We start from the raw sequence: 19,771 nt of genomic DNA, 5'->3' as shown, positions 1-19,771 counted from the left end.
ATTATTATTTAATACCCTGAATTTAGAGCTTCAGGGTATTTAAGCGATAAAATGAAATTTGGTGATACTTTGAAAAAACAGATTAAATCCACAACTGTAAACAAAAAAAATTGTCCTTCTTCCATTCCTTTTGGTATTCATAGCCTATCTGCTGGTCACGATTTCCTCTGTCAACAGCAGGATTGAGTACTACAGAGAGCATCTTATGATGGATTCCATGGAGTATGCAAAAAGCTACGCTGTTGGGATAAGTAAATCGGCGGAGGCAAGGGATACCCTCAATGAGCTTCTTGAAGAAAGGCTTCTCGTCGCTTCAAGGTCAACGGTCCTCCTGCAAGGAGCGCTGGATAACGATAGACTTGCGGAAATGGCTGAAAGGTACAGGGTGGACGTAATATATTCCTATAACGCTGAAGGAGAAATTGTGTTCTCAAGCGATGGAGAATACATCGGGTGGCAGGCTCCTGAAGGGCATCCAGTGTATGAGTTCATGAACAATCCTCTACGGTTCCATGCAGAGGAAATCAGGCAGGATTCAGAGAGCGACCGATATTTTAAGTATGCATATTTTCAAAGGGAGGACGGTAGATTTGTCCAGGTGGGAATATATGCTGAGGAAATTCATGATTTTCTGGGAGGATTTGAGATGCAGCAGCTTCTTGATGAGATCAAGGATGCTGAGCTTGTCCACAGCCTGTACTTCATAGATGAAAACCTTGAAATAGTAAGCAGTACCATTGAGGAATACATTGGAACTTCGATCACAAATACTGACCTTGTGGATGCAATAAGGAGAAACAAGGAATTCAACTCCAACATTGACATTGAGGGTCAGGAGCTTTACTATGGTCTTGTTCCAATCTATATGGGGGAGGACAAGATTGGGACCCTTGCAGTTGCCCAGTCCACTGAGGACATGGATCTTGTTGTGAGTGAGGCTGTCAAGAATGGAATTTACAATCTTACAAGTGTCTTTGTTGTAATAGGAATATTTGCAGCCTATATTATCAGAAAAAATAAGCAGCTTGTTGAATTGGCCTACTATGATGGTTTGACTGGCCTTCCAAATCAGGAGTACCTTAAGGAATACATCCAGGAGGCAATCAGTGAAAAAAAGGTGGATGAAAAGGCTATACTTCTTATTAACACACAAAACTTCAGATATATCAATATGACCTACGGCTATGATTTCGGGGATGAGATACTAAGGGAAATTGCTAAGAGGTTGAGGGCTGTAATTGGAGACAGCCATCTCATAAGCAGGTTCACCTCTGACAGGTTTGTTGTCTTTATTGAAAGGTACAGGGACAAGGATCAGCTTATTCAGCTGACTGAATCAATAACGGATATGCTGGACAAACCAATTGAAAACAGCAGGAACAGGCAATACATCAACAGCCAGATAGCAATAGTTGAATCAATAAAGAATTATGTTGATGTGGATAACCTTTTAAGGGAGGTATCAATAGCCCTTGACCATCTTCCAAGGGAGTCCTCAAAAAACTACATTTTCTTCAGCGAGGACATGGGTGAAAAGGTAAGCAGATGGGATACCATTGAAAATGAAATCAGGGACTTTGTCCTGAATCCAAACTCAGAGACAATCTACCTTGAATATCAGCCAAAGATTGAACTGTCAACGGGAAGGATATCAGGATTTGAGGCCCTTGCAAGAATGAACTCGGAAAGCTTTGGGACAATTCCTCCAATGGAATTCATAGATATTGCAGAAAAGAGACTTATCATTTCTCCTCTTGGATACAGGCTTTTGGAAATGGCAGTCAGGTTTGCCAAGGGCATGGAGTGCGATTGGTGCAGGGATGCGACAATTGCAGTGAACATTTCAGGTATTCAGCTCTTGAGGGATGATTTTGTGGATCGGGTGAAGGGTATACTTGATAGGTATGAGCTGAAGCCTGAGAGATTGGAGCTAGAGATTACAGAATCCATCCTGCTGGAGAACTATCATATAATAAATCAGAAGTTGAAAGCCCTTAAGGATGCTGGAATAGAAATATCCCTGGATGACTTTGGCACAGGCTACTCATCCCTTTCGAGACTTGGTGAGCTTAATGTGGGCTTAATTAAAATAGACAGATACTTTATAAAAAAGATTGATGACTTCACTGAAGACAGTCACCTTACCCACGACATAATATCAATGGCTCATAAGAGTGGCCTCAAGGTTGTTGCTGAGGGAGTTGAGACGGATGTTCAGCTGGAATACCTTAGGAGAAATAGCTGTGACTTTATGCAGGGGTATCTTTTCAGCAAGCCGGTACCCCCAGAGGAGGCCATGGAGCTTATGGCCAGTACCAATAAGAAAAATTAATACTGAACGGTGGTAATAGAATGAAAAGAAAAGGATTGAGTTTCCTTTTTGTTATAGTAATGATGATTTTAACCAATCCATTTTCATGGGCCAGTGATGCACCTGATTTCTATGATCTTGTGGATAGCCACGGCTCCATGATGATATTCATTGATCCAAGCAATGGAAGAATAGTCTATGCCAACCAGGCAGCTGTTGATTTCTATGGATACGAGAAAAAGATGTTGGAAACAATGGATGTCTATGATCTGAGGACTGGAACAAGCTATGACAGGGTTCCCAGATGGAGTGAACTAAGCAGCAGAGATAGAAACACATATACGGTTAATCACAGGATGGCGGATGGAAGCATTAAAACCCTGGAAGTACAGTCCTATCCCTATGAGTACGGGGGAAGGACAGTACTGTTTTCAATTCTTGAGGATATAACCCAAAGGACAATTCTTGAGGCGAACAACAAGAAGCAGACAAACATAATAATAAGCGGCGCTTTGATAAGCATTGCAGTCCTTTTGTTTATAGCTGAGGCACGAAGAAAGATAAATGAGGATATTGAGGAAATCAACACAGAGTTAAACAGCAGCAAGGATAAACTTCAGCTTATTCTGGACTCAACCGTGGAAGGAATCTACGGTATGGACAGGGAAGGATTATGCACATTCTGCAATCAAAGTGGACTTGAAATACTTGGCTATGAAAGTCAGGAAGAGCTGCTTGGCAAAAACATGCATTATCAGATACATCATTCATACAGAAATGGTGATATTATGCCGGTAGAGGAATGCAGGATCCTGAAGTCCATAGACGAAGGCATCCCAGCTTTTGTAGATGACGAGGTTTTCTGGAGGAAGGACGGATCCTGCTTTGATGTCGAATATGATTCACATCCGCAAAAGGAGAACGGAGAGATTGTAGGCGCAGTGGTAACCTTCACAGATGCAACTGAAAAAAGAAAGATTCAAGAAGAACTTCAGTATCTTAGCTTCCATGATCCTGTAACAAACCTGTACAACAAAACCTTTTTCCAGGAGGAGGTAAAAAGGCTTGATGTTGATAGGAATCTGCCCATATCTGTTATAGTTGGAGACATCAATGGGCTCAAGCTTACCAATGACATTCTAGGACATGAGGCCGGAGATGATTTGATTAGGGCGGCTGCCCAGACCATGAAGGAGATCTGCAGGTCAGATGATATAATTGCCAGGACAGGTGGGGACGAGTTCACCATATTGCTTCCCTCAACTACACTCCAGGATGCGGAAAGGATATGTGAACGAATAAAGAAGAGTATTGAATCCAAGAAGATCAATATATTCAAGGGTAGCATTTCCACTGGGTGTGCTGTGAAAACAGAAACAGGGGAAAGCATGGATGAAATCCTGAAGCTGGCCGATAAAAGAATGTATCTGGACAAGACACTGAATTACAACACAGTATCAAAGGACCAGCTTAAAAACCTCATGAGTACCCTCCATGAGAGAAGTTTGAGGGAGAAAAGCCATGCCGAGGAGACTGCAAGAATCAGTGGGATGATTGGGAAAAGCCTTAATCTTAGACCTGAGATTCTAAAAAGGCTGAAGGATGCGGCATACTATCATGACGTTGGGAAAATAATCCTATCTGATGAGATACTCAAGAAAAAGGGGGAACTGACAGAAGAGGAAGAGCTTGAGATGGAACAGCACCCAATTGCTGGCTACAGGATCCTTAACCTTTTCAATGAGACAGTAAACATAGCAGAAATTGTGTTTGCACATCATGAGAGATGGGATGGAGAAGGGTATCCTAAAGGACTTAAGGGCATAGAGATCCCGGTTCTTTCAAGAATAATTTCCGTTTCTGAGACCTACGATTTTCTTACAAGGGATAAGAACGGAGAGATGCTTACAAAGGACCAGGCCATTGAACAGATAGAATATGATGCTGGAAGAAAATTTGACCCCATGGTAACTGGGGCATTGATTAAGATAAAGGATGAGATTTGACACTGAGAGAGCACGTAGCTCTCTCTTTACTTTATATTTTTCTGTATATATGCAAGAAAACAGGGTATCTCTATTAGAGGGGGTGTGAGATGCTGGATAAGTGTATAGCAAGAGCAAGAAATGCAGAAATATATTCCTGGGGAACCGACCTTGTACTTAAGCTATTCTATGATTTTATTCCTGTGGAGAAGGTGGATGGTGAGTTTTCAAAAACCCTTATCATCAGAGAAAAAACCCAGATTTGTCCTGAAATCCATGACAGGGTCTCGCTGGAGGAAGGGGAAGGGATTGTTTATGAAAATATTCAAGGCAAGTCCATAACATATAATCTGTTGAATAATCCTATCCGTGTAAGGGGGTACGCAGCAATAATGGCCCAAACCCACAGAAGCATACATAAAATTACTGTTGATGAATTACCCAAAGTGACGGATGAAATCGATCAGAAAATAGGAAGCTCAACCATGCTTGAAGATGAACAGAAGCTTAAACTGTCTAAGATTCTAAAGTATGTATCGGGAGATGATAAACTTTGCCACATGAATTTTCATCCTGACAGCATATTTGTTGGAGATAAGGGGCAAAAGGTCATCGACTGGATGGATTCCGGAAAAGGAAACCCTTTGCTAGATGTCGCAAAAACTGTAATATTGCTAAGGTTTTCATCATCGCCCTTCCATAATGCTCTGTTTCGGGGAGTCGTTAAATTAAGTAGAGAGATACTCATTAAGGAGTATCTCGATGAATATTTCCAGGATAAGGGGTACTGTGAAGATGAATTCAAGAAATGCATGCTCCTGGTTGCAGCTGCAAGAATAAATGAGAAGCTGCCTGAATCTGAAATTGGGAGGCTAAAGAACTTTATTCAGGAGGAACTGTAGATGATAAGGAAGTATGGAGTGGATGATATTCCTAAGGTAATTGAGCTGTTTAGACTTCATCATCCTTTTTCGGAGGATGAAGGTGGTGAGCTTGAAGGTGAACTGGAGGATGGAATTAATATTAAAGTAAAGTAAATAGATGGCAAAATAGTGGGAATGTACAATCTCCACCTATGGAACAGCCCTGAGTGGGGAAGGTCAGGTGAGCTTGTAATTTCTGTCTACAACGAAGTCTATAACAGGGGAGAGGCCTTGGATGAGCTGTGGAGAAGGGCTGAAAGGGAAATAGAAACCAATATGCTGGAGTTTGTTATGGCATCCCATGATACAAAGGACCATGACCTTGAGCAGCTCTTTTCCAAGAATTATTTTAGAGAGTGGTTCTGTGTTATTGGTATGGTATATTCAGGAGATAGAATGGCTGATTCCGGACTGGAGTCAAGATTATATATAAAGGATGACTTTGACGCCTACCATAGGGCAATGGGAGATGCCTTCGAAACCATGAGAAAAGAGATAGATGTAAGGCCACACAATATATTTGAAAACAGATCCCCTGAACGGATGGAGATACTCCAGAAGCAAATGGAGAACTTGGTTGAAAATACATACTTGTTTTTCCAAGATGGCACCTGGGTTGGCTCGGCAATGATCAAAGGAAATGAAATTGATGAGGTTTTTGTGGTTCCTTCCCAAAAAGGGAGAGGCTATGGCAGAAAAATACTAAATGATTGCGTTAACCGAGTTCTTGAAAAAGGTAATGGCGAAGTGTTTCTGAAAGTAGTGGATTGGAACAAGACAGCGATGGATTTGTACAAGCAATCAGGCTTTAGGGAGTATGTGAAAATGAGGTATCTTAGGAAAATAATCAAAGAGCAATCATAAACCGTATCCAGAAATCACATAAAAAGTGAAATTGCAGTATACACCAGAAGCAATGCCATAACTGAGTTCACAAGCCTATGGTGTTTTTTCATGAACATTTGAAAGATGGAACCAAACAACCCCCAGCTGACAGTTGATATAAAGCCTAGGATAGCCATTAATAATGCAAATAGGAACAAGATGACCGGAGATGAATAATAAGGAATAATAAAGGTAGATGCTGTAGTAACACCATAGATTATACCCTTTGGGTTCACAAACTGCAGGAGAAATCCCTTGGTAAATTTTGTGGTGCTTTTGCCATCGTCCGTGGCATTGCCTGAGGGAGGTTTGCTATTAAAGGTCTTCCAGGCAAGCCAGGATATGTAGGCCGCTCCAATAAAGGTCATATATGGCTTTATCATAGGAATGAATTCAAAGAGGGTTCTACTGAATAGATTACTTAGAAGCAAAACCGTAAAGAATCCGGCAAAAACCCCATAATTGAAGTTGATGCTCTTTTTCAACCCATATCTGCTGGAGTTTGACATGGACATAATGTTATTTGGACCTGGTGTAAATGTGGTTATGAGTACATATGATAAAAATGCAGGAAAATTAGGCACGTAAATACCTCCTCGCAACAATTTAAAGAACTGAAGCATTACAATATTTTAACTTATATATTGATAGCTGTCAATAAAGTGGATATTATCAAGAGCATTGACAGATGCTCGTTATGGGGAATCTTTTCAGCAGAAAGGATGATTTAAATGGAAAATAAAAAGGTAGTGTACTATCTTGCAACAGAGGAAAATGTTGACCATGTGGCAAGACGGGTCTATGAGGTCCTTGAAAAAGGTCTTCAACTGGAAGAACTTGAGATACTGGTTGATGGTAAGCCTGTTATGAGACATGTGGACGAGAACAATTGCATATTTGATTTTGTAAGGACTGATAGGGTGGTTTGCCATGACTATAGAAGATATCTCCCTATAATGAAGGAAAGGTTTTCTGACTACCACGTGGCCGGACTCATAACATGGCACGAGGGAGAAAATGCCCCTGACGGAATTCTGTCGGTACATACAACCGGTGATGTGGAGACAGGAAGTTTTGGAAAAGCCAATCCAAGATTTATGCATAACCTATTGGTTGCACTTGAAAAAAACAGAAGGGATCAAAATCTTGTTGATTTTTTCGTGACAACAGAGGCAACCCATTGGTCGGGGATAGTATACGGGGATATTGGTCCTGAAGCCATATTGGAGTATGAGGTACCAATTATGGATATTGAAATTGGTAGTGGGGAGGAAAGCTGGAAAAACGAAAATGCTGTAAGGGCACTTGCAATGTCTCTCTTGGAGATTTTTGAGGATGATGGTTTGAACCTGAGGAACATACTATGTGTAGGTGGAACTCATTTTGAAAGAGGTTTTTCAGGTGAAGTGTTCAAAAAATGGGATGGCTGCGCATTTGGTATTTCCCACATAATACCTAACCAATGGCTGGTATCGGGAGAATATGAAAATGAATCCGGCATTGAAAAGCTGCGCGCATGTGTAGACTCGATTGAAGGAGGTATACATGGCATTGCCATGCATGATGGGTTGAAGGGAGCATATAAGCAGCAGCTGAGGAACCTGGGTGAGGCACTGGGGATTCCGGTTTTTAAGCACCAGTTCCTGCGAAAACCGGAAGAAGTCAAGTGGTAGATTCACAGGGGTGTGTCTTGGGCACAAGGTCATGATAATTTACAAACAAGCAATTGACAGGGATATAACGATATCTGACAAAGAAATAACTTTTCAAAAATGCCAATAAATTGATATATGTGAATATAAATTGGGTATAATCTCCTTAGAAAGACTATGAAGGATACATAGTGTGAAGAGGAGAGTGATGTGATGAGCATATACAAGGAAATAAGAACTGATTTATGGGAATTGGCAAGCAACCTGGACAGGCATACCAGAAAGAAGCTGGAGCTGCAGGTTTACTCGAATATAGTGAATAGAATGGAACATTTATGCAACGATTATAATGAATGCAGCATTTTCTTGGAGGACATGTCCTCAACAATAAAGGAAATCAAGGAAAAGGAAGGCGATCTAAAAAGGGCAGATATCCGTGCAATGAAAAAGGTAAGGCGGGATGTTGAATCCTATCTTGAAGATGAACATGACCTGATAAGAAAGGGTAAATATATGTTCAGATACATGACAGCAGGAGCAGGAGTTGGAGCTGTTATCGGATATTTCTTTATGAGCCTTATATCCGCTGGCGTCTTGTTGGGTGCAATAGTTGGAATTGGAATAGGTACCAAGTTTGATAGGGACGCAAAAAATGAAGGTATTCAAATTTGAAGCATAATTAGCCGGATTGATTTCCGGCTTTTATTTTTTTTGGCAAAGCATGGCTTGGTTCTGGTATAATTGTATTACAATAACGGATTACATAAAGGAGTGTTCTGTATGACAAGTTTTATCAAATTGAAGGGCTTGGGTGTCATGTTATCTATGATTATTATATTAGGTGTAGGCTCTGGAAATGTACAGGCTGAAGGGGACCTTCATAAAGTCATGGGGTATTCTGAGGATGTGACTGACTTCACAGTGTCAAATGTAGTAGAAACCTTTGATGCATCGACAATCGACATTGCTTTTGATGCTGGTCTTGTTGCTGAGATTCCTGTTGAGATCGTAGTTGAAAATGAGGGGGGATCAAGCTTTGGCACCTACAGGCTTAAAATGTCAGAGGATGGACTATATGGGTACAATCCAGAGGAGCAGCTGAAAGTAAGTGGAGAGGTTTCCGCAATGGTACCGATGCAAGGGGCAAAGAAAAACATATTTGGTAAATATGATCCAGACCTACTGGAAGAGGCAACTATAGACATTGAAGATCTTGAAAATTTTCAGTATCAGGAGCTTGAGTACCTTCCTGGAGCAAAGACTGTCATTGATGAGCCAGGGGAATATTATGTGATGTTCAGGATCAAAGGGACAATGGGTGCAACAGAGGCTTTTTTAAAGGTGATAGAATCTGAGGAGGCTCCTGATGCTTTGGATGAAATGTTTGAGGCTCCGGAAATGGTGGAGGCAATACCTTCAAACACAAGGATTCTTTTGGATGGTGAAGAAATATCTTTTGATGCCTACAACATAGAGGGAAATAACTTCTTTAAGCTTAGGGACCTTGCCTATGCTTTGAATCAGTCACAAAAAGAATTTGATGTCAATTGGATTGAGGAAGATAGAACCATTGAAATCTTAGGGGGGAGACCATACACATTGGTTGGTGGAGAAATGGAATCCAGGGATTCAGTCGATAGCCTTGGACTCATCAACAATGATCCAGTTATCTTCAACAGTGAGGAAATAGACCTATTGGCATATAACATAGGTGGAAATAACTATTTCAAACTTAGAGACATTGCTGGATTAATTGATTTTGGGGTTACCTGGGATGCTGAATCAAGAACTATTGAAATAAAAACTGAGAACTCATATGTAGAAGAAATACCACAAAAGCAGATTTTTTGATTCTGCTTTTGTGGTACTTTTTTAGGGCTCAAAGATTGTATAATCCTCAGGAACCTTAAAAAGGCTCATATCAACCGAGTCTCTGAAATCTTCAACATACCAGATTGACTCATAATCGGATCCCTTCATCTCCATCCCAATTAATTCTTCATCATCAAAATAGTATCTGATTGTACCACCTTCAACCACATACTCCTCATATCTCCTTGTTTCACCCATGAACTCAGAAGTGCCGCTTTGGGTGTATTCCATTCCATCAGTTTCCAGAACCTCATTTTCGTTTACGTCAAACTCAGCAGCCTGGTCCGTATCCTCAGGAAACACCATCACCATCCTCTGGTCATGCATTACTAAATAGAGCTTGCCGTCCATCTGGATCGTGGTGCTGTTGGCTAGCTCCGAGTTAAATACAGTGGCAAAATTATCTCCATCCACAGCAGTTGTTACAGTTGCTTCGTACTCCTGCCCCTCGATATTTGTGATAGTACGGTATCTCATTGTGTACCTGTTTCCCATCATTATATCTGCATAGCTTGCCGATAGTAGTCTTTCCTCCTGCTCCTCCTGAGGTTCTTCATCAGCCTGCGATTCACTTCCAGCCATTTCAGGGCCTTCGGATTCCACAGCTTCAGGCTCGGCTTCCACAGGAATCTCCTTGCTACAGCCAACAAATGACAATGATAGTACGATAATCAATCCAGCTATAAATATATATCTTTTCATTTGTACATCCTCCTTAACATAATTAATAACTCAAAAATTATATACCCCATGGTCATTCACATATTCAATACCATCAAGCCATGGTGATTTGTCATGATTCATGTGGTATAATTGAAACAGCATAATGCTTAGGAAGAGGGTGAGAAAATGTCTGGTGCCAATGATCAAAGGTATATGGAAAAGCTTTTGGATAAATATGACCGATTGAGGAAAAAAACAGCAAAGGCAATCAAGAAAAGAGACCGCATGAGCTACCACACCTATGTTGATTACAAAACAAAATATGTCATGGAAGTCGGGTCCTTGGAGTACGAGTTCCTAAAGGTGGAAAACAATCTCTTAAGAATGCGTAGAAAGATTGAAATCATCCATAACCTGATGGACAATGATGAAAAAGTGGATATATCTCTTATAGAGCACATGCTGGACAGGGAGTTTGAAGAGAATGAACTTAAGCTTAAGAATATGGAAAAGGACATAGAAATCGCAAACATTCTTAAAGCAGACAAGAGGCTTTCATTGAAGGAAGAGAGAGATTTAGATAGAATATATGAGGGTATGATTCTGGAGCTCCATCCGGATATAAATTCAGAAGTCTCATCAGATCAGGGCTTGGATTGGGAAAAAATTGTCTGGACATATGAAACATCAGACCTTGCCACCATGAGATCCCTCAAGGAAGTTCTGGAGAAAGGTATTCCATCCTATGGATTGCAGGAAGTGGGCTTTTACAGGTTGGAGGATAGAGTGAAGGCTCTTAGTGAGACACTGGGGAGGGTGGAGTCTGAAATTGAAGAGATGAGTACTAACTTTCCTTTTGATATGGTTGATCTGCTCAAGGACAGGGAATGGTTGGAGGAGAAGAAGGAAGAATTAAGGGAAAACACTGAAATCTATAGGGAAGTGGAGGAAGAGCTTGGGAATTATATACTTAAGATACTTCCCCAAAGTGCAATTTTTAAGAATTAATTTCTGATTATGAAAACAATGGAGGTAGAGTTGATGAAAGCGAAGAGGGACTTGCAAAATGATATTGCTCAGTTATCAAGTTCGTTAAAGGAGAAGGAAAAGGTTGTTCTCGAATTGGAGTTATTTGAAAAAATGATTATCCGGTTGAATTCCCTTTCCGGGAAATGCCAGGAATGCAAGAGTCTCCTGGATGAAGCAAAACCTCACTTTAAGGAACTTATGGACAATCATGGAGAAACAGACAAAGCAATGAGAAAAAGGCATGATAAGCTTATGGAACGGATGCTTAAGCATCTCAGAAAAGTGCATGGACTTTACAGGGTGGGTCATTTCATGAGCATCTACTTACCTTTGGGAATTGCCATAGGTGTAACTTTGGGTCTTATTAACAGCAAGATTCTTTATTATACAGTTGCAGGAGGAGCTTTTGGATATTTGATAGGTCTTTTGGTTGAAAACTATATCATGAAAAAAAGAAGTAGAATCTAGAGCCTAAGTCGGTTAAACACCCGTCAACAGAGAAAAGAGGATTATGAATGCCAGCATATGAAAGGATCAATGAATCAATAGATGTTCTAGAGAAAACTCAAAACAAACAGATTTTAAGAAAGCTTGACAATAGGCTCCTTCGAAGATTGTCAATAAGATTTGATGAGTTTTCAGATGAGTGCAGTGAGTGCAGGGCTATGTTAAAGGATATGGACTTGTACCTTAAAAAACTAAATGATAGGGATGCTGAAATAGACAAGGACTTTCTAAAAGACCATTTTAAAAGGAAAAGTAAATATGTGGCCCACTTGAACAAGAATCATGAGCTAATACAAATGGGTCAAAACACTGGTTTATGGATGTCGCTTGGAGTGAGTATAGGCGTCGTGTTAGGGCTTACAACATTTGACAACCTTGCAATTGGGATACCCATAGGGATGTCCATAGGACTTTTAATAGGTTCGGCAAAGGATGCCTTGGCCAAGAAGCAGGACAAGGTAATCTGATTTTATTATTGAAACAACAAAGAGGTTTTAAATAAATAGTGTGGAATTTCACACAGATTACAATGTGGTTAAAATTTGTGTAAATTTGAATATTCAGTGTGAATATGGAGTATAATGGGAATAGATGATGAAATCCTGTTTGCTCCATTTTTTTTGGGTGGATTCACTTTACTGTGGGTATTCCTCATGGTGGAATAAATGATGAAGAGGTGCAAAAATGCGAAAGTTATTATTTTTACTATTGATATTTACAATGGTTATTGGATCAACCCAGTCTATGGCAGCTCCCAGTGAGTGGGCTGTTCCTGAAGTTGAAAGGGCGAAGGATAATAATCTCGTACCTATAAATCTAATGAGTAATTACCAGAACAAGATTACCAGAGAGGAATTCTCTGAAATGGCGATCAGGCTTTACGAGGCATTATCAGGAAAAGTAGCAAGGAACCAATCCGAGAATCCATTTTCAGACACATCTAATCCAGAGGTGCTTAAGGCTTATGACCTTGGAATAGTAAAGGGCTATGGAGACAGTACATTCAGACCTGCGAAAACTATCACAAGGGAAGAGATAGCAGCTTTGCTCTTCAGAACCCTGGAAAAAGTCGATCCTGCACTGACACAGGGAACCTTCACAATCGGTTTTTCAGACAGAGCTGAAATAAGCTTGTGGTTCAGAAATGAAGTGGGCTTTATGAGCAAGAACGGAATAATCAATGGTATCGGCTCAAACACATTTGCTCCAAAGCTTGAAACCACCAGAGAGCAGGCGATTGCCCTTGTTGTAAGACTTTTTGATCAGTATGGTGGAGATGAAAAACTTACTTCAGAGGAGATAGGCTCACTTTCCAAAAGCGCCGTACAAATTTTCACCCATTATGACAACGGAGATTTTGGCTACGGGAGTGGTTTCTTTTTTGCACCAGGGAAAATTGCAACTAATTATCATGTGATTGAAGGAGCACAGGAAATTACCATAGGGTATGATGACGGTTCCACATACGAGGGTGACATCAGAGTTGCAGGATTCGATAGTGGCCTTGACCTTGCGGTTTTGTCCGTTGAGGACACCTCTATAAAGCCTATGGAGCTGGGGGACTCTTCGAAGCTTGTTAAGGGACAGAAGGTTTACTCAATAAGTAGTCCCATTGGATACAGAAACATTCTAACAGAGGGCATTATTAGCGGAGTCACCAACGATGAAATACAAGTAACCATTCCATTAAGTGAAGGAAGCAGTGGTGGGGCTCTCATTGATGAATATGGGAGGGCTGTTGGTATAGTGTTTGCTAGGATGTACGGAGTGGAAAGCCTTGGCTTTGCAAAGCCAGTAAACACCCTTAAATCCTTGGATACTGGAATAAGCATGACAATAGATGAGTTCAACAGTGCTGAGGAGATCCTAAATCCACCTATCAACATTACAGCTAGACAGGACAATGCCCAGGAGATATCTCTAAGCTGGGACTGGATGGATGCGGATTATTTCCTGATCTTTAAGTCTGTTGACGGTGGAGAAAACTTCCAGAAGGTTTTAAATGAAAATGGAAGCGATAGATGGCAATACAGAAATGAAATTAACATTCCCTTGGGTGAGTATAAGGAAGGGACAAGAATAATGTTTTCAGTGTCATCAGTCAAGGATGGAGTGATTTCTGATAGGAATCATTCCAACTATCTGTCTCTTTTCAAAGGAATGTCGGAAAGCGATGTTTTTGACGACCTTATACAGAATCTGCCTTCAATAAGTGCCGAAGGTACCCTGATTGATTTTGAGGGATACGATGTACAAAGAACCAGCGATAATAGGATAACCAGAATATATGCATATGTTAATGAGGATGGCTTTGAAAAAATGCTGGCTGCAAATTCTGACGTAATTAGTGGGATTGCAGTGAGGCTAAAAACAGTTAGTGAAAGGTATGCAGATCTTATACAGACTGATGTTGAATTGACGGTCCTATACCTTGGACTCTACGATGAATACCCCCACTTTCTTGAAGGTAACTACATTAATCCGGATGGCATAAGAAGGGACCAATTTATTGGTCTTTGGGAAGCGGAGTATCCACTCATTAATGTTGCAAACAACTCAGGAGTCTACATCACTTGGTATGGACCATATAGCTTCTAGAAGTAAAATAGCAGTGGAGACCACTTCTAATAGATTATTTTCTTTACTGGTTAATGTTTTAATGCGGGTATAAATATAGTGTAAATGATTACAGACTTAGTCTGGAGGTTTTTAGAATGAACAATTTTAAATCTGCGATTTCAGGAGTATTCAGAAGAGCGGCAGAGGCTTTTCAGACATATCCCTCTGCAATGGGAAATGCTCTTCTGTTCGCATTGGTATCAATTGTTAAAATTCATATGGATTGGGAGATTCAGCGGGAATACAGCATATTGCTCAATTCTCTGCAATGGGGGATGGCAGTGGGTGCAATATGGAGCCTAACGGCAATCACCTGGTCAAAGAGCAGGTACAATACCAGTAAAGCATTTACAGCTGCTAACATATTTGGATTTGCAGTTACGGCAGTGACATTTATACTTTTGTATCTGTTTGGAGAAATCGGACTGGATACGGAGTACCGCTACCTTTCTTCAATATCACAGTCCAGAGCATCCATTGCAATTGCAATAGGTCTGGTAGTATTTGTTTATCTGGCATCATTTCCAAGGAAGGAGTCAGATTTTGCAAGGTCATTCTTCATGACCCACAAGGCCTTCGTTGTAGCTGCACTGTATGGAGCTGTCCTTATGATGGGAGCCTCAGGAGTGGCTGGAGCCATTCAGGCCCTATTATATAACGACATGAGCAATAAGGTATTTCAATATATAGCTGTCATAGCGGGATTTATGACCTTCAGTATATTTATTGGCTATTTTCCTGATTTCAGGAAGGATGTCGAGGATCCAAGAAGACACGAGCTTCAGGAACAGCCAAGGTTTGTTCAGGTCTTGCTTGGATACATCCTGGTTCCCATTTTGCTTGCCTTAACGCTGGTATTGTTGTTGTGGACAGTTCGAACGGTCATGTCCGGAGTGGGATCCTCATTTATCAGACTTTCAGGGATAGCAGCAAGCTATGCCCTTGGGGGGATTTGGCTCCACATAATGGTAACAAGACAGGATAACGGCCTTGTTAACTTTTTCAAGAAGATTTATCCGTTCACTGCCCTTGTTATTTTGGCATTTGAAGCATGGGCGCTTATTGTTCAGCTTAATGACACGGGATTGAAGACTATTGAGTATAATTTTATAATGGTATGGATATTCACTGTAATTTCAGTACTGCTCCTGATTTTCATGAAGCAGGAATCACACAGGAAAATTGCACTGGTTGGAAGTCTCATTGCAGCTATAGCAGTACTTCCGGTGGTTGGCTACCATGCTCTACCAGTAAAGTATCAGATAAACCGACTGGAGAAGGTCCTCATATCAGAAGGAATGCTTCAGAATGGACAAATCGTTCCAGCCACAACAGAGCCTGGCAGGGAAGTCAGGGAGGATATTACAGATGCTGTAAGCTTCCTTTCCTACAGGGAGAATAAAAATTTACCTGATTGGTTTGATGATGAAATTTATAATGACAAGGAGTTTGAGAATACCTTTGGTTTTAAGAAAACCTGGCCTGAGTCGGATATGGAAATACCACGTCAATATCTGAGCACAAATCTCGTTCTCCAATCCGGAGTTGTGGAGATTGACGACTATGATTGGGCTGTTAGCTTCAGGGACTACTATGGAAGTGAGGAAGTAAGGACTGAGATAGAAGGAAAGAGAGGAACCTATTCAATATCTTGGATATCAACCAAGGAGGGAAATCCTGAGTTGAATGTTGAGCTTGATGGAGAGCTGATTCTGGAAGGTGATTTCGAGGGTTTCTTCGAGGATATAGTTGAGAGATATCCACCGGGCGCTAGGGCTCCTGTGGAAGCCAGCATTGAAGAAATGAGCTTTGTAATGGAATCAGATGAGCTCAAGGTCCTGGTGGTATTTGGTAATCTTGAAATAGGTCTGGATACAACCAATAACAGGAAGAATCAATGGTTTATGCTGTCGGGGATGTATATTGAAGAAAAATGATTTAGTCGTACTTCTTTACAGAAAATTGAAGGCTCACCTTTTGGTGAGCCTTCTTCATAAGTACCTAGAATGAAACTGCGTTATGTGGACATACCTGAATACATCTTCCGCAACCAATACATTTTTCGTCGTTAATTACAACCTTTCCCATAAAAAAGCCAGCCCTTTCAACTGCACCGGTTGGGCAGACCCTTTTTACAGGACAGAAGGGAGATCTGTCGCATTTTGCTTCAATGACTCTTGCTTTTTTTGATTTACTGCTGCTTTTATTGTTGCTTCTTTTCTGTTTTTTCAAGCTACACCTCCAAAAGTTAGTTCCATTAGATTATACACCCGTGGGGGGTATAAGTAAAGAAATGAATTAGGTGAAAGACCTTAATATTGGAACTACTTCAGTTTCACCGTTCATTTAACAGGGTAATAAAGTAAAGAACATTTCTTGATGATTTTCAAAGAGGCAATGGACAAGGAGGTTTGTTATGAAAGAGGATGATAAGAAAATAACCAGTAAGAATGATGTTAAGGGCAAAGATTCCAGAATGACAACTGCTGCTGGATCTCCTGTAACAAACAACCAGGATTCAATGACAGTTGGTCCAAGGGGACCAATAGTTCTTCAGGATCTTTGGTTTATGGAAAAGATGGCTCATTTTGACAGAGAGGTAATACCTGAAAGAAGAATGCATGCAAAAGGATCAGGAGCTTTCGGTGTTTTTACAGTTACCCATGACATTACTAAATACTCTAAGGCTGCAATGTTCTCTGAAATTGGAAAGAAGACTGAGATGCTAGTAAGGTTTTCGACGGTTGCAGGAGAAAGAGGGGCTGCTGATGCAGAAAGGGACATAAGAGGCTTTGCAATGAAGTATTATACTGAGGAAGGAAATTGGGATCTGGTGGGAAACAATACACCTGTCTTCTTTTTTAGGGATCCCCTGAAGTTCCCAGACTTGAATCATGCAGTGAAGAGAGACCCAAGAACCAACCTTAGGAGTCCTAATACAAACTGGGATTTCTGGTCTTCACTACCGGAAGCTCTCCATCAGGTCACCATTACAATGAGTGACAGGGGAATTCCATTATCCTACAGGAACATGCATGGATTTGGATCACATACATACTCAATGATCAACGCAGACAACGAGAAGGTATGGGTGAAGTTCCATTTCCATACACAACAGGGGATAAGGAATTTGACCGATGAAGAAGCTGGAGAGCTGGTAGGGAAAGATAGGGAAAGCCATGGAAGGGACCTTTATGAAGCAATCGAAAAAGGTGACTACCCTAGATGGACAATGTTCATTCAGGTTATGACCCTTGAGGAAGCGGAGAACATGCCTTATAACCCGTTTGACCTTACCAAGGTGTGGTACAAGGGAGAGTTTCCGCTGATTGAGGTGGGATATTTTGAGCTTAACAGAAACCCTGAGAACTATTTCGCTGAAATAGAACAAGCTGCTTTCAATCCAGCAAACTTTGTACCAGGGATATCATACTCTCCGGATAGAATGTTGCAGGGTAGGCTGTTCTCCTATGGAGATGCTCAAAGGTACAGACTTGGTGTTAACCACAACCAGATACCAGTGAATGCTCCCAAGAATGCAAAGAATGTCCATCCATATCACAGGGATGGGATGATGAGAGTTGATGGCAACCTTGGCTCCGAATTGCATTACGAGCCAAACAGCTATGGTAACTGGACTGAATACAAGGAGCATGAGCTTCCTGAGGAGAAGGCTGATGGAAATATTTCACGTTGGAATTTCCGTGAAGATGACGATGACTACTACACACAGCCAGGAAAGCTTTTTAACCTCATGAACGATCAGCAGAAGAAGGTTCTTTTTGAAAATACCGCGAGAAATATGGGCGATTCTGAAGAGATGATAAAGCTTAGACATATCAAGAACTGTTTCCACGCCGACCCGGAATACGGAAAGGGAGTTGCCAAGGCAATGGGCATGGAGATTGACTTCACTGACTGGATGTAATATTTAGAGTTGTGGTAAACTAGATGCAATGGGCTGGAAAGTCCATTGCATCTTAATGAGAATTGAGGTGTCAATATGAAGGTGAAGCTAAAATTCATGGGAGTTATTGATATTGAAGCCCCTACAGAGCTGCATATCCATGGGGATGCAACTGTAATGGAGGTAATTGAGTACCTGGAGAATATGAATTCAATAGAAATTCAGGGTTTGACTGTATTGGTGAACAAAGAAAAAGCCTCCCTGGACAAGAGCCTCAAGGAGGGAGATGAAATACTTCTTTTACAGCCTATTGGAGGAGGATGATGCTATAGATTCACATATCCCAATTTAATTGCTGCAAATAGGGCAAGATGAAGAGGATATGCCCAATAGAAAGCATATTGAAGAGGCTTGATCCTTGGGCCAGGTTTGTTATTGTAGGTCAGAAGTATAGGAAGGGACAAAAGTGAATACTGTTGGATCCATCCCGTTGAAACCAGGTTTGTTAAAAACACCATGCCTGCAACTAGACTCATCCTTCTGATTGCTGGTAGATTCCTGCTGTAATAGAATACAAGAATGTAAATAATACCGATGAAGCTGTAATCAGTTGCCAGGAATGTTGCTGCAGCTGCAGCTCCAACAGCTATTAATGGAGTTGCATTTTCCTGCACATCCTCTCTATCGATGAAATACATAGCCACAAGTCCAATAAAGAGGGTGAAGAAAATATTCTGATGCCCCCAGTGAAGTCCCCCGTAAAAAGCATAATCAAAGGGTAATTCAGATATAACAGCAAAAGCAAACAATCGAGAGGCATACTTTTTTACATTGCTTGTATGTAAAAATCCTTCGACCAACAGAAAACAATATATTGGAAAGGCCAGCCTTCCAATCATTCTGAATGTCATCTCCGAAGGCTGAAAAATTGCACCATAATGGTCAATTATCATGGTGGATAGAGCAATTAGTTTCAATATGAGTCCATTCAATCAGATCACCGCTTTCCTAGAGTAATTTGATTATAACAAAAATCTTCTAGATATAATACCTTGTTGAGCAATTAGCTGATATAATAATTTAAGTAATAAATTTAACAGGAGGTAGCAAATTCATGGCAGAAATCAAATTTGAAATAACAGACAGGCTTGGAGAGATAAGTGAGTCTCCACGAGGATGGAAAAAAGAAATAAACATGGTTTCATGGAACAACTATCCTGCAAAGTATGACATAAGGGAATGGGATCCCGATCATGAGAAGATGGGTAAGGGAGTTACATTCAATAAGGATGAGATCAGAAAACTTAGGGACATTCTTAATCAACTGAATCTTGAAGACTAAAAAACCACTGTATCAGGTCTTGATACAGTGGTTTTTTAGTGAGTTTAGGAAATTCAGACTTTTTTTATTACAAATA

Annotated in this window: 20 protein-coding genes; 16 read left to right on the top strand and 4 right to left on the bottom strand. The window is 40.7% G+C overall.

The window, feature by feature from the left end; genetic code table 11:
- Window positions 1-205 precede the first annotated feature (205 nt).
- From ACKVDP_RS11700 to ACKVDP_RS11680, 5 genes are all read left to right on the top strand, one after another.
- Window positions 206-2,332 (top strand): putative bifunctional diguanylate cyclase/phosphodiesterase, encoded by a 2,127-nt coding sequence (locus ACKVDP_RS11700; RefSeq protein WP_409229052.1) that lies wholly within the window; start codon window positions 206-208, stop codon window positions 2,330-2,332.
- A gap of 20 nt (window positions 2,333-2,352) precedes the next feature.
- Window positions 2,353-4,317 (top strand): sensor domain-containing diguanylate cyclase/phosphohydrolase, encoded by a 1,965-nt coding sequence (locus ACKVDP_RS11695; RefSeq protein ID WP_409229051.1) that lies wholly within the window; start codon window positions 2,353-2,355, stop codon window positions 4,315-4,317.
- 89 nt (window positions 4,318-4,406) lie between these two features.
- Window positions 4,407-5,198: a phosphotransferase gene (locus ACKVDP_RS11690; protein ID WP_409229050.1), complete on the top strand. Its 792-nt coding sequence runs from the start codon at window positions 4,407-4,409 to the stop codon at window positions 5,196-5,198.
- Window positions 5,199-5,333 carry a hypothetical protein gene (locus ACKVDP_RS11685; RefSeq protein WP_409229049.1) on the top strand — a complete coding sequence of 45 codons (135 nt, stop codon included), beginning with the start codon at window positions 5,199-5,201 and terminating at the stop codon, window positions 5,331-5,333.
- Between the two features lie 21 nt (window positions 5,334-5,354).
- The gene (locus ACKVDP_RS11680) at window positions 5,355-6,083 is read left to right on the top strand and encodes a GNAT family N-acetyltransferase (protein ID WP_409229064.1); all 729 of its coding nucleotides are present in this window, start codon (window positions 5,355-5,357) and stop codon (window positions 6,081-6,083) included.
- Window positions 6,084-6,097: 14 nt separating this feature from the next.
- On the opposite strand, the gene ACKVDP_RS11675 is transcribed toward ACKVDP_RS11680, so the two are convergent.
- The gene (locus ACKVDP_RS11675; RefSeq protein ID WP_409229047.1) at window positions 6,098-6,688 is read right to left on the bottom strand and encodes a LysE family transporter; all 591 of its coding nucleotides are present in this window, start codon (window positions 6,686-6,688) and stop codon (window positions 6,098-6,100) included.
- Between the two features lie 147 nt (window positions 6,689-6,835).
- Between ACKVDP_RS11675 and ACKVDP_RS11670 the strand changes: the two genes are divergently transcribed.
- From ACKVDP_RS11670 to ACKVDP_RS11660, 3 genes are all read left to right on the top strand, one after another.
- Window positions 6,836-7,777, top strand: a complete 942-nt coding sequence (locus ACKVDP_RS11670) for a D-aminoacyl-tRNA deacylase (protein WP_409229046.1) — start codon at window positions 6,836-6,838, stop codon at window positions 7,775-7,777.
- A gap of 192 nt (window positions 7,778-7,969) precedes the next feature.
- Complete coding sequence (locus tag ACKVDP_RS11665) at window positions 7,970-8,428, top strand: DUF456 domain-containing protein (protein WP_409229045.1); 459 nt, start codon at window positions 7,970-7,972, stop codon at window positions 8,426-8,428.
- A gap of 108 nt (window positions 8,429-8,536) precedes the next feature.
- Window positions 8,537-9,607, top strand: coding sequence for a hypothetical protein (locus ACKVDP_RS11660; protein ID WP_409229044.1), 1,071 nt, complete (start codon window positions 8,537-8,539; stop codon window positions 9,605-9,607).
- A gap of 21 nt (window positions 9,608-9,628) precedes the next feature.
- Here ACKVDP_RS11660 and ACKVDP_RS11655 read toward each other — a convergent pair whose 3' ends face one another.
- Complete coding sequence (locus ACKVDP_RS11655) at window positions 9,629-10,330, bottom strand: hypothetical protein (protein WP_409229043.1); 702 nt, start codon at window positions 10,328-10,330, stop codon at window positions 9,629-9,631.
- Between the two features lie 147 nt (window positions 10,331-10,477).
- On the opposite strand from ACKVDP_RS11655, the gene ACKVDP_RS11650 reads away from it, so the two are divergent.
- The 5 genes from ACKVDP_RS11650 (at window position 10,478) to ACKVDP_RS11630 (ending at window position 16,383) form a co-directional block, all read left to right on the top strand.
- Window positions 10,478-11,299 (top strand): hypothetical protein, encoded by an 822-nt coding sequence (locus ACKVDP_RS11650; RefSeq protein WP_409229042.1) that lies wholly within the window; start codon window positions 10,478-10,480, stop codon window positions 11,297-11,299.
- A 33-nt stretch (window positions 11,300-11,332) separates the two neighbouring features.
- Complete coding sequence (locus tag ACKVDP_RS11645) at window positions 11,333-11,788, top strand: hypothetical protein (RefSeq protein WP_409229041.1); 456 nt, start codon at window positions 11,333-11,335, stop codon at window positions 11,786-11,788.
- A 47-nt stretch (window positions 11,789-11,835) separates the two neighbouring features.
- Window positions 11,836-12,294: a hypothetical protein gene (locus tag ACKVDP_RS11640; protein WP_409229039.1), complete on the top strand. Its 459-nt coding sequence runs from the start codon at window positions 11,836-11,838 to the stop codon at window positions 12,292-12,294.
- A 217-nt stretch (window positions 12,295-12,511) separates the two neighbouring features.
- Entirely contained in the window at window positions 12,512-14,425 is a 1,914-nt protein-coding gene (locus ACKVDP_RS11635; protein ID WP_409229038.1) for a trypsin-like peptidase domain-containing protein, read from the top strand.
- A 116-nt stretch (window positions 14,426-14,541) separates the two neighbouring features.
- Entirely contained in the window at window positions 14,542-16,383 is a 1,842-nt protein-coding gene (locus tag ACKVDP_RS11630; RefSeq protein ID WP_409229037.1) for a hypothetical protein, read from the top strand.
- A gap of 64 nt (window positions 16,384-16,447) precedes the next feature.
- On the opposite strand, the gene ACKVDP_RS11625 is transcribed toward ACKVDP_RS11630, so the two are convergent.
- Window positions 16,448-16,678: a 4Fe-4S binding protein gene (locus ACKVDP_RS11625; protein WP_409229036.1), complete on the bottom strand. Its 231-nt coding sequence runs from the start codon at window positions 16,676-16,678 to the stop codon at window positions 16,448-16,450.
- Window positions 16,679-16,862: 184 nt separating this feature from the next.
- Here ACKVDP_RS11625 and ACKVDP_RS11620 point away from each other — a divergent pair, with 184 nt between their 5' ends.
- Both ACKVDP_RS11620 and ACKVDP_RS11615 read left to right on the top strand, forming a co-directional pair.
- Entirely contained in the window at window positions 16,863-18,374 is a 1,512-nt protein-coding gene (locus ACKVDP_RS11620) for a catalase (protein WP_458306247.1), read from the top strand.
- Window positions 18,375-18,449: 75 nt separating this feature from the next.
- The gene (locus ACKVDP_RS11615) at window positions 18,450-18,677 is read left to right on the top strand and encodes a MoaD/ThiS family protein (RefSeq protein WP_409229035.1); all 228 of its coding nucleotides are present in this window, start codon (window positions 18,450-18,452) and stop codon (window positions 18,675-18,677) included.
- A gap of 2 nt (window positions 18,678-18,679) precedes the next feature.
- Here the strand turns inward: ACKVDP_RS11615 and ACKVDP_RS11610 are convergent, their stop codons facing one another.
- Window positions 18,680-19,330, bottom strand: a complete 651-nt coding sequence (locus ACKVDP_RS11610) for a TraX family protein (RefSeq protein WP_409229034.1) — start codon at window positions 19,328-19,330, stop codon at window positions 18,680-18,682.
- A gap of 137 nt (window positions 19,331-19,467) precedes the next feature.
- Between ACKVDP_RS11610 and ACKVDP_RS11605 the strand changes: the two genes are divergently transcribed.
- Window positions 19,468-19,695, top strand: a complete 228-nt coding sequence (locus ACKVDP_RS11605) for a YdbC family protein (protein ID WP_409229033.1) — start codon at window positions 19,468-19,470, stop codon at window positions 19,693-19,695.
- Window positions 19,696-19,771 lie beyond the last annotated feature (76 nt).

The sequence above is a fragment of the Gudongella ferriphila genome, assembly GCF_046224405.1.
Classification (GTDB): domain Bacteria; phylum Bacillota; class Clostridia; order Tissierellales; family Tissierellaceae; genus Gudongella.
Note: the sequence above shows the minus strand (reverse complement) of the source record. Positions and strands in the feature narration are given on the sequence as shown.

Bases quoted from the DNA above. Each gene is read 5' to 3' on its own strand.
- ACKVDP_RS11695 (WP_409229051.1), top strand. From the start codon at position 2,353: ATGAAAAGAAAAGGATTGAGTTTCCTTTTTGTTATAGTAATGATGATT.
- ACKVDP_RS11660 (WP_409229044.1), top strand. From the start codon at position 8,537: ATGACAAGTTTTATCAAATTGAAGGGCTTGGGTGTCATGTTATCTATG.
- ACKVDP_RS11655 (WP_409229043.1), bottom strand. From the start codon at position 10,330: ATGAAAAGATATATATTTATAGCTGGATTGATTATCGTACTATCATTG.
- ACKVDP_RS11640 (WP_409229039.1), top strand. From the start codon at position 11,836: ATGCCAGCATATGAAAGGATCAATGAATCAATAGATGTTCTAGAGAAA.
- ACKVDP_RS11645 (WP_409229041.1), top strand. From the start codon at position 11,333: ATGAAAGCGAAGAGGGACTTGCAAAATGATATTGCTCAGTTATCAAGT.
- ACKVDP_RS11635 (WP_409229038.1), top strand. From the start codon at position 12,512: ATGCGAAAGTTATTATTTTTACTATTGATATTTACAATGGTTATTGGA.
- ACKVDP_RS11670 (WP_409229046.1), top strand. From the start codon at position 6,836: ATGGAAAATAAAAAGGTAGTGTACTATCTTGCAACAGAGGAAAATGTT.
- ACKVDP_RS11700 (WP_409229052.1), top strand. From the start codon at position 206: ATGATGGATTCCATGGAGTATGCAAAAAGCTACGCTGTTGGGATAAGT.
- ACKVDP_RS11665 (WP_409229045.1), top strand. From the start codon at position 7,970: ATGAGCATATACAAGGAAATAAGAACTGATTTATGGGAATTGGCAAGC.
- ACKVDP_RS11690 (WP_409229050.1), top strand. From the start codon at position 4,407: ATGCTGGATAAGTGTATAGCAAGAGCAAGAAATGCAGAAATATATTCC.
- ACKVDP_RS11620 (WP_458306247.1), top strand. From the start codon at position 16,863: ATGAAAGAGGATGATAAGAAAATAACCAGTAAGAATGATGTTAAGGGC.
- ACKVDP_RS11630 (WP_409229037.1), top strand. From the start codon at position 14,542: ATGAACAATTTTAAATCTGCGATTTCAGGAGTATTCAGAAGAGCGGCA.
- ACKVDP_RS11685 (WP_409229049.1), top strand. From the start codon at position 5,199: ATGATAAGGAAGTATGGAGTGGATGATATTCCTAAGGTAATTGAGCTG.
- ACKVDP_RS11615 (WP_409229035.1), top strand. From the start codon at position 18,450: ATGAAGGTGAAGCTAAAATTCATGGGAGTTATTGATATTGAAGCCCCT.
- ACKVDP_RS11605 (WP_409229033.1), top strand. From the start codon at position 19,468: ATGGCAGAAATCAAATTTGAAATAACAGACAGGCTTGGAGAGATAAGT.
- ACKVDP_RS11680 (WP_409229064.1), top strand. From the start codon at position 5,355: ATGTACAATCTCCACCTATGGAACAGCCCTGAGTGGGGAAGGTCAGGT.
- ACKVDP_RS11650 (WP_409229042.1), top strand. From the start codon at position 10,478: ATGTCTGGTGCCAATGATCAAAGGTATATGGAAAAGCTTTTGGATAAA.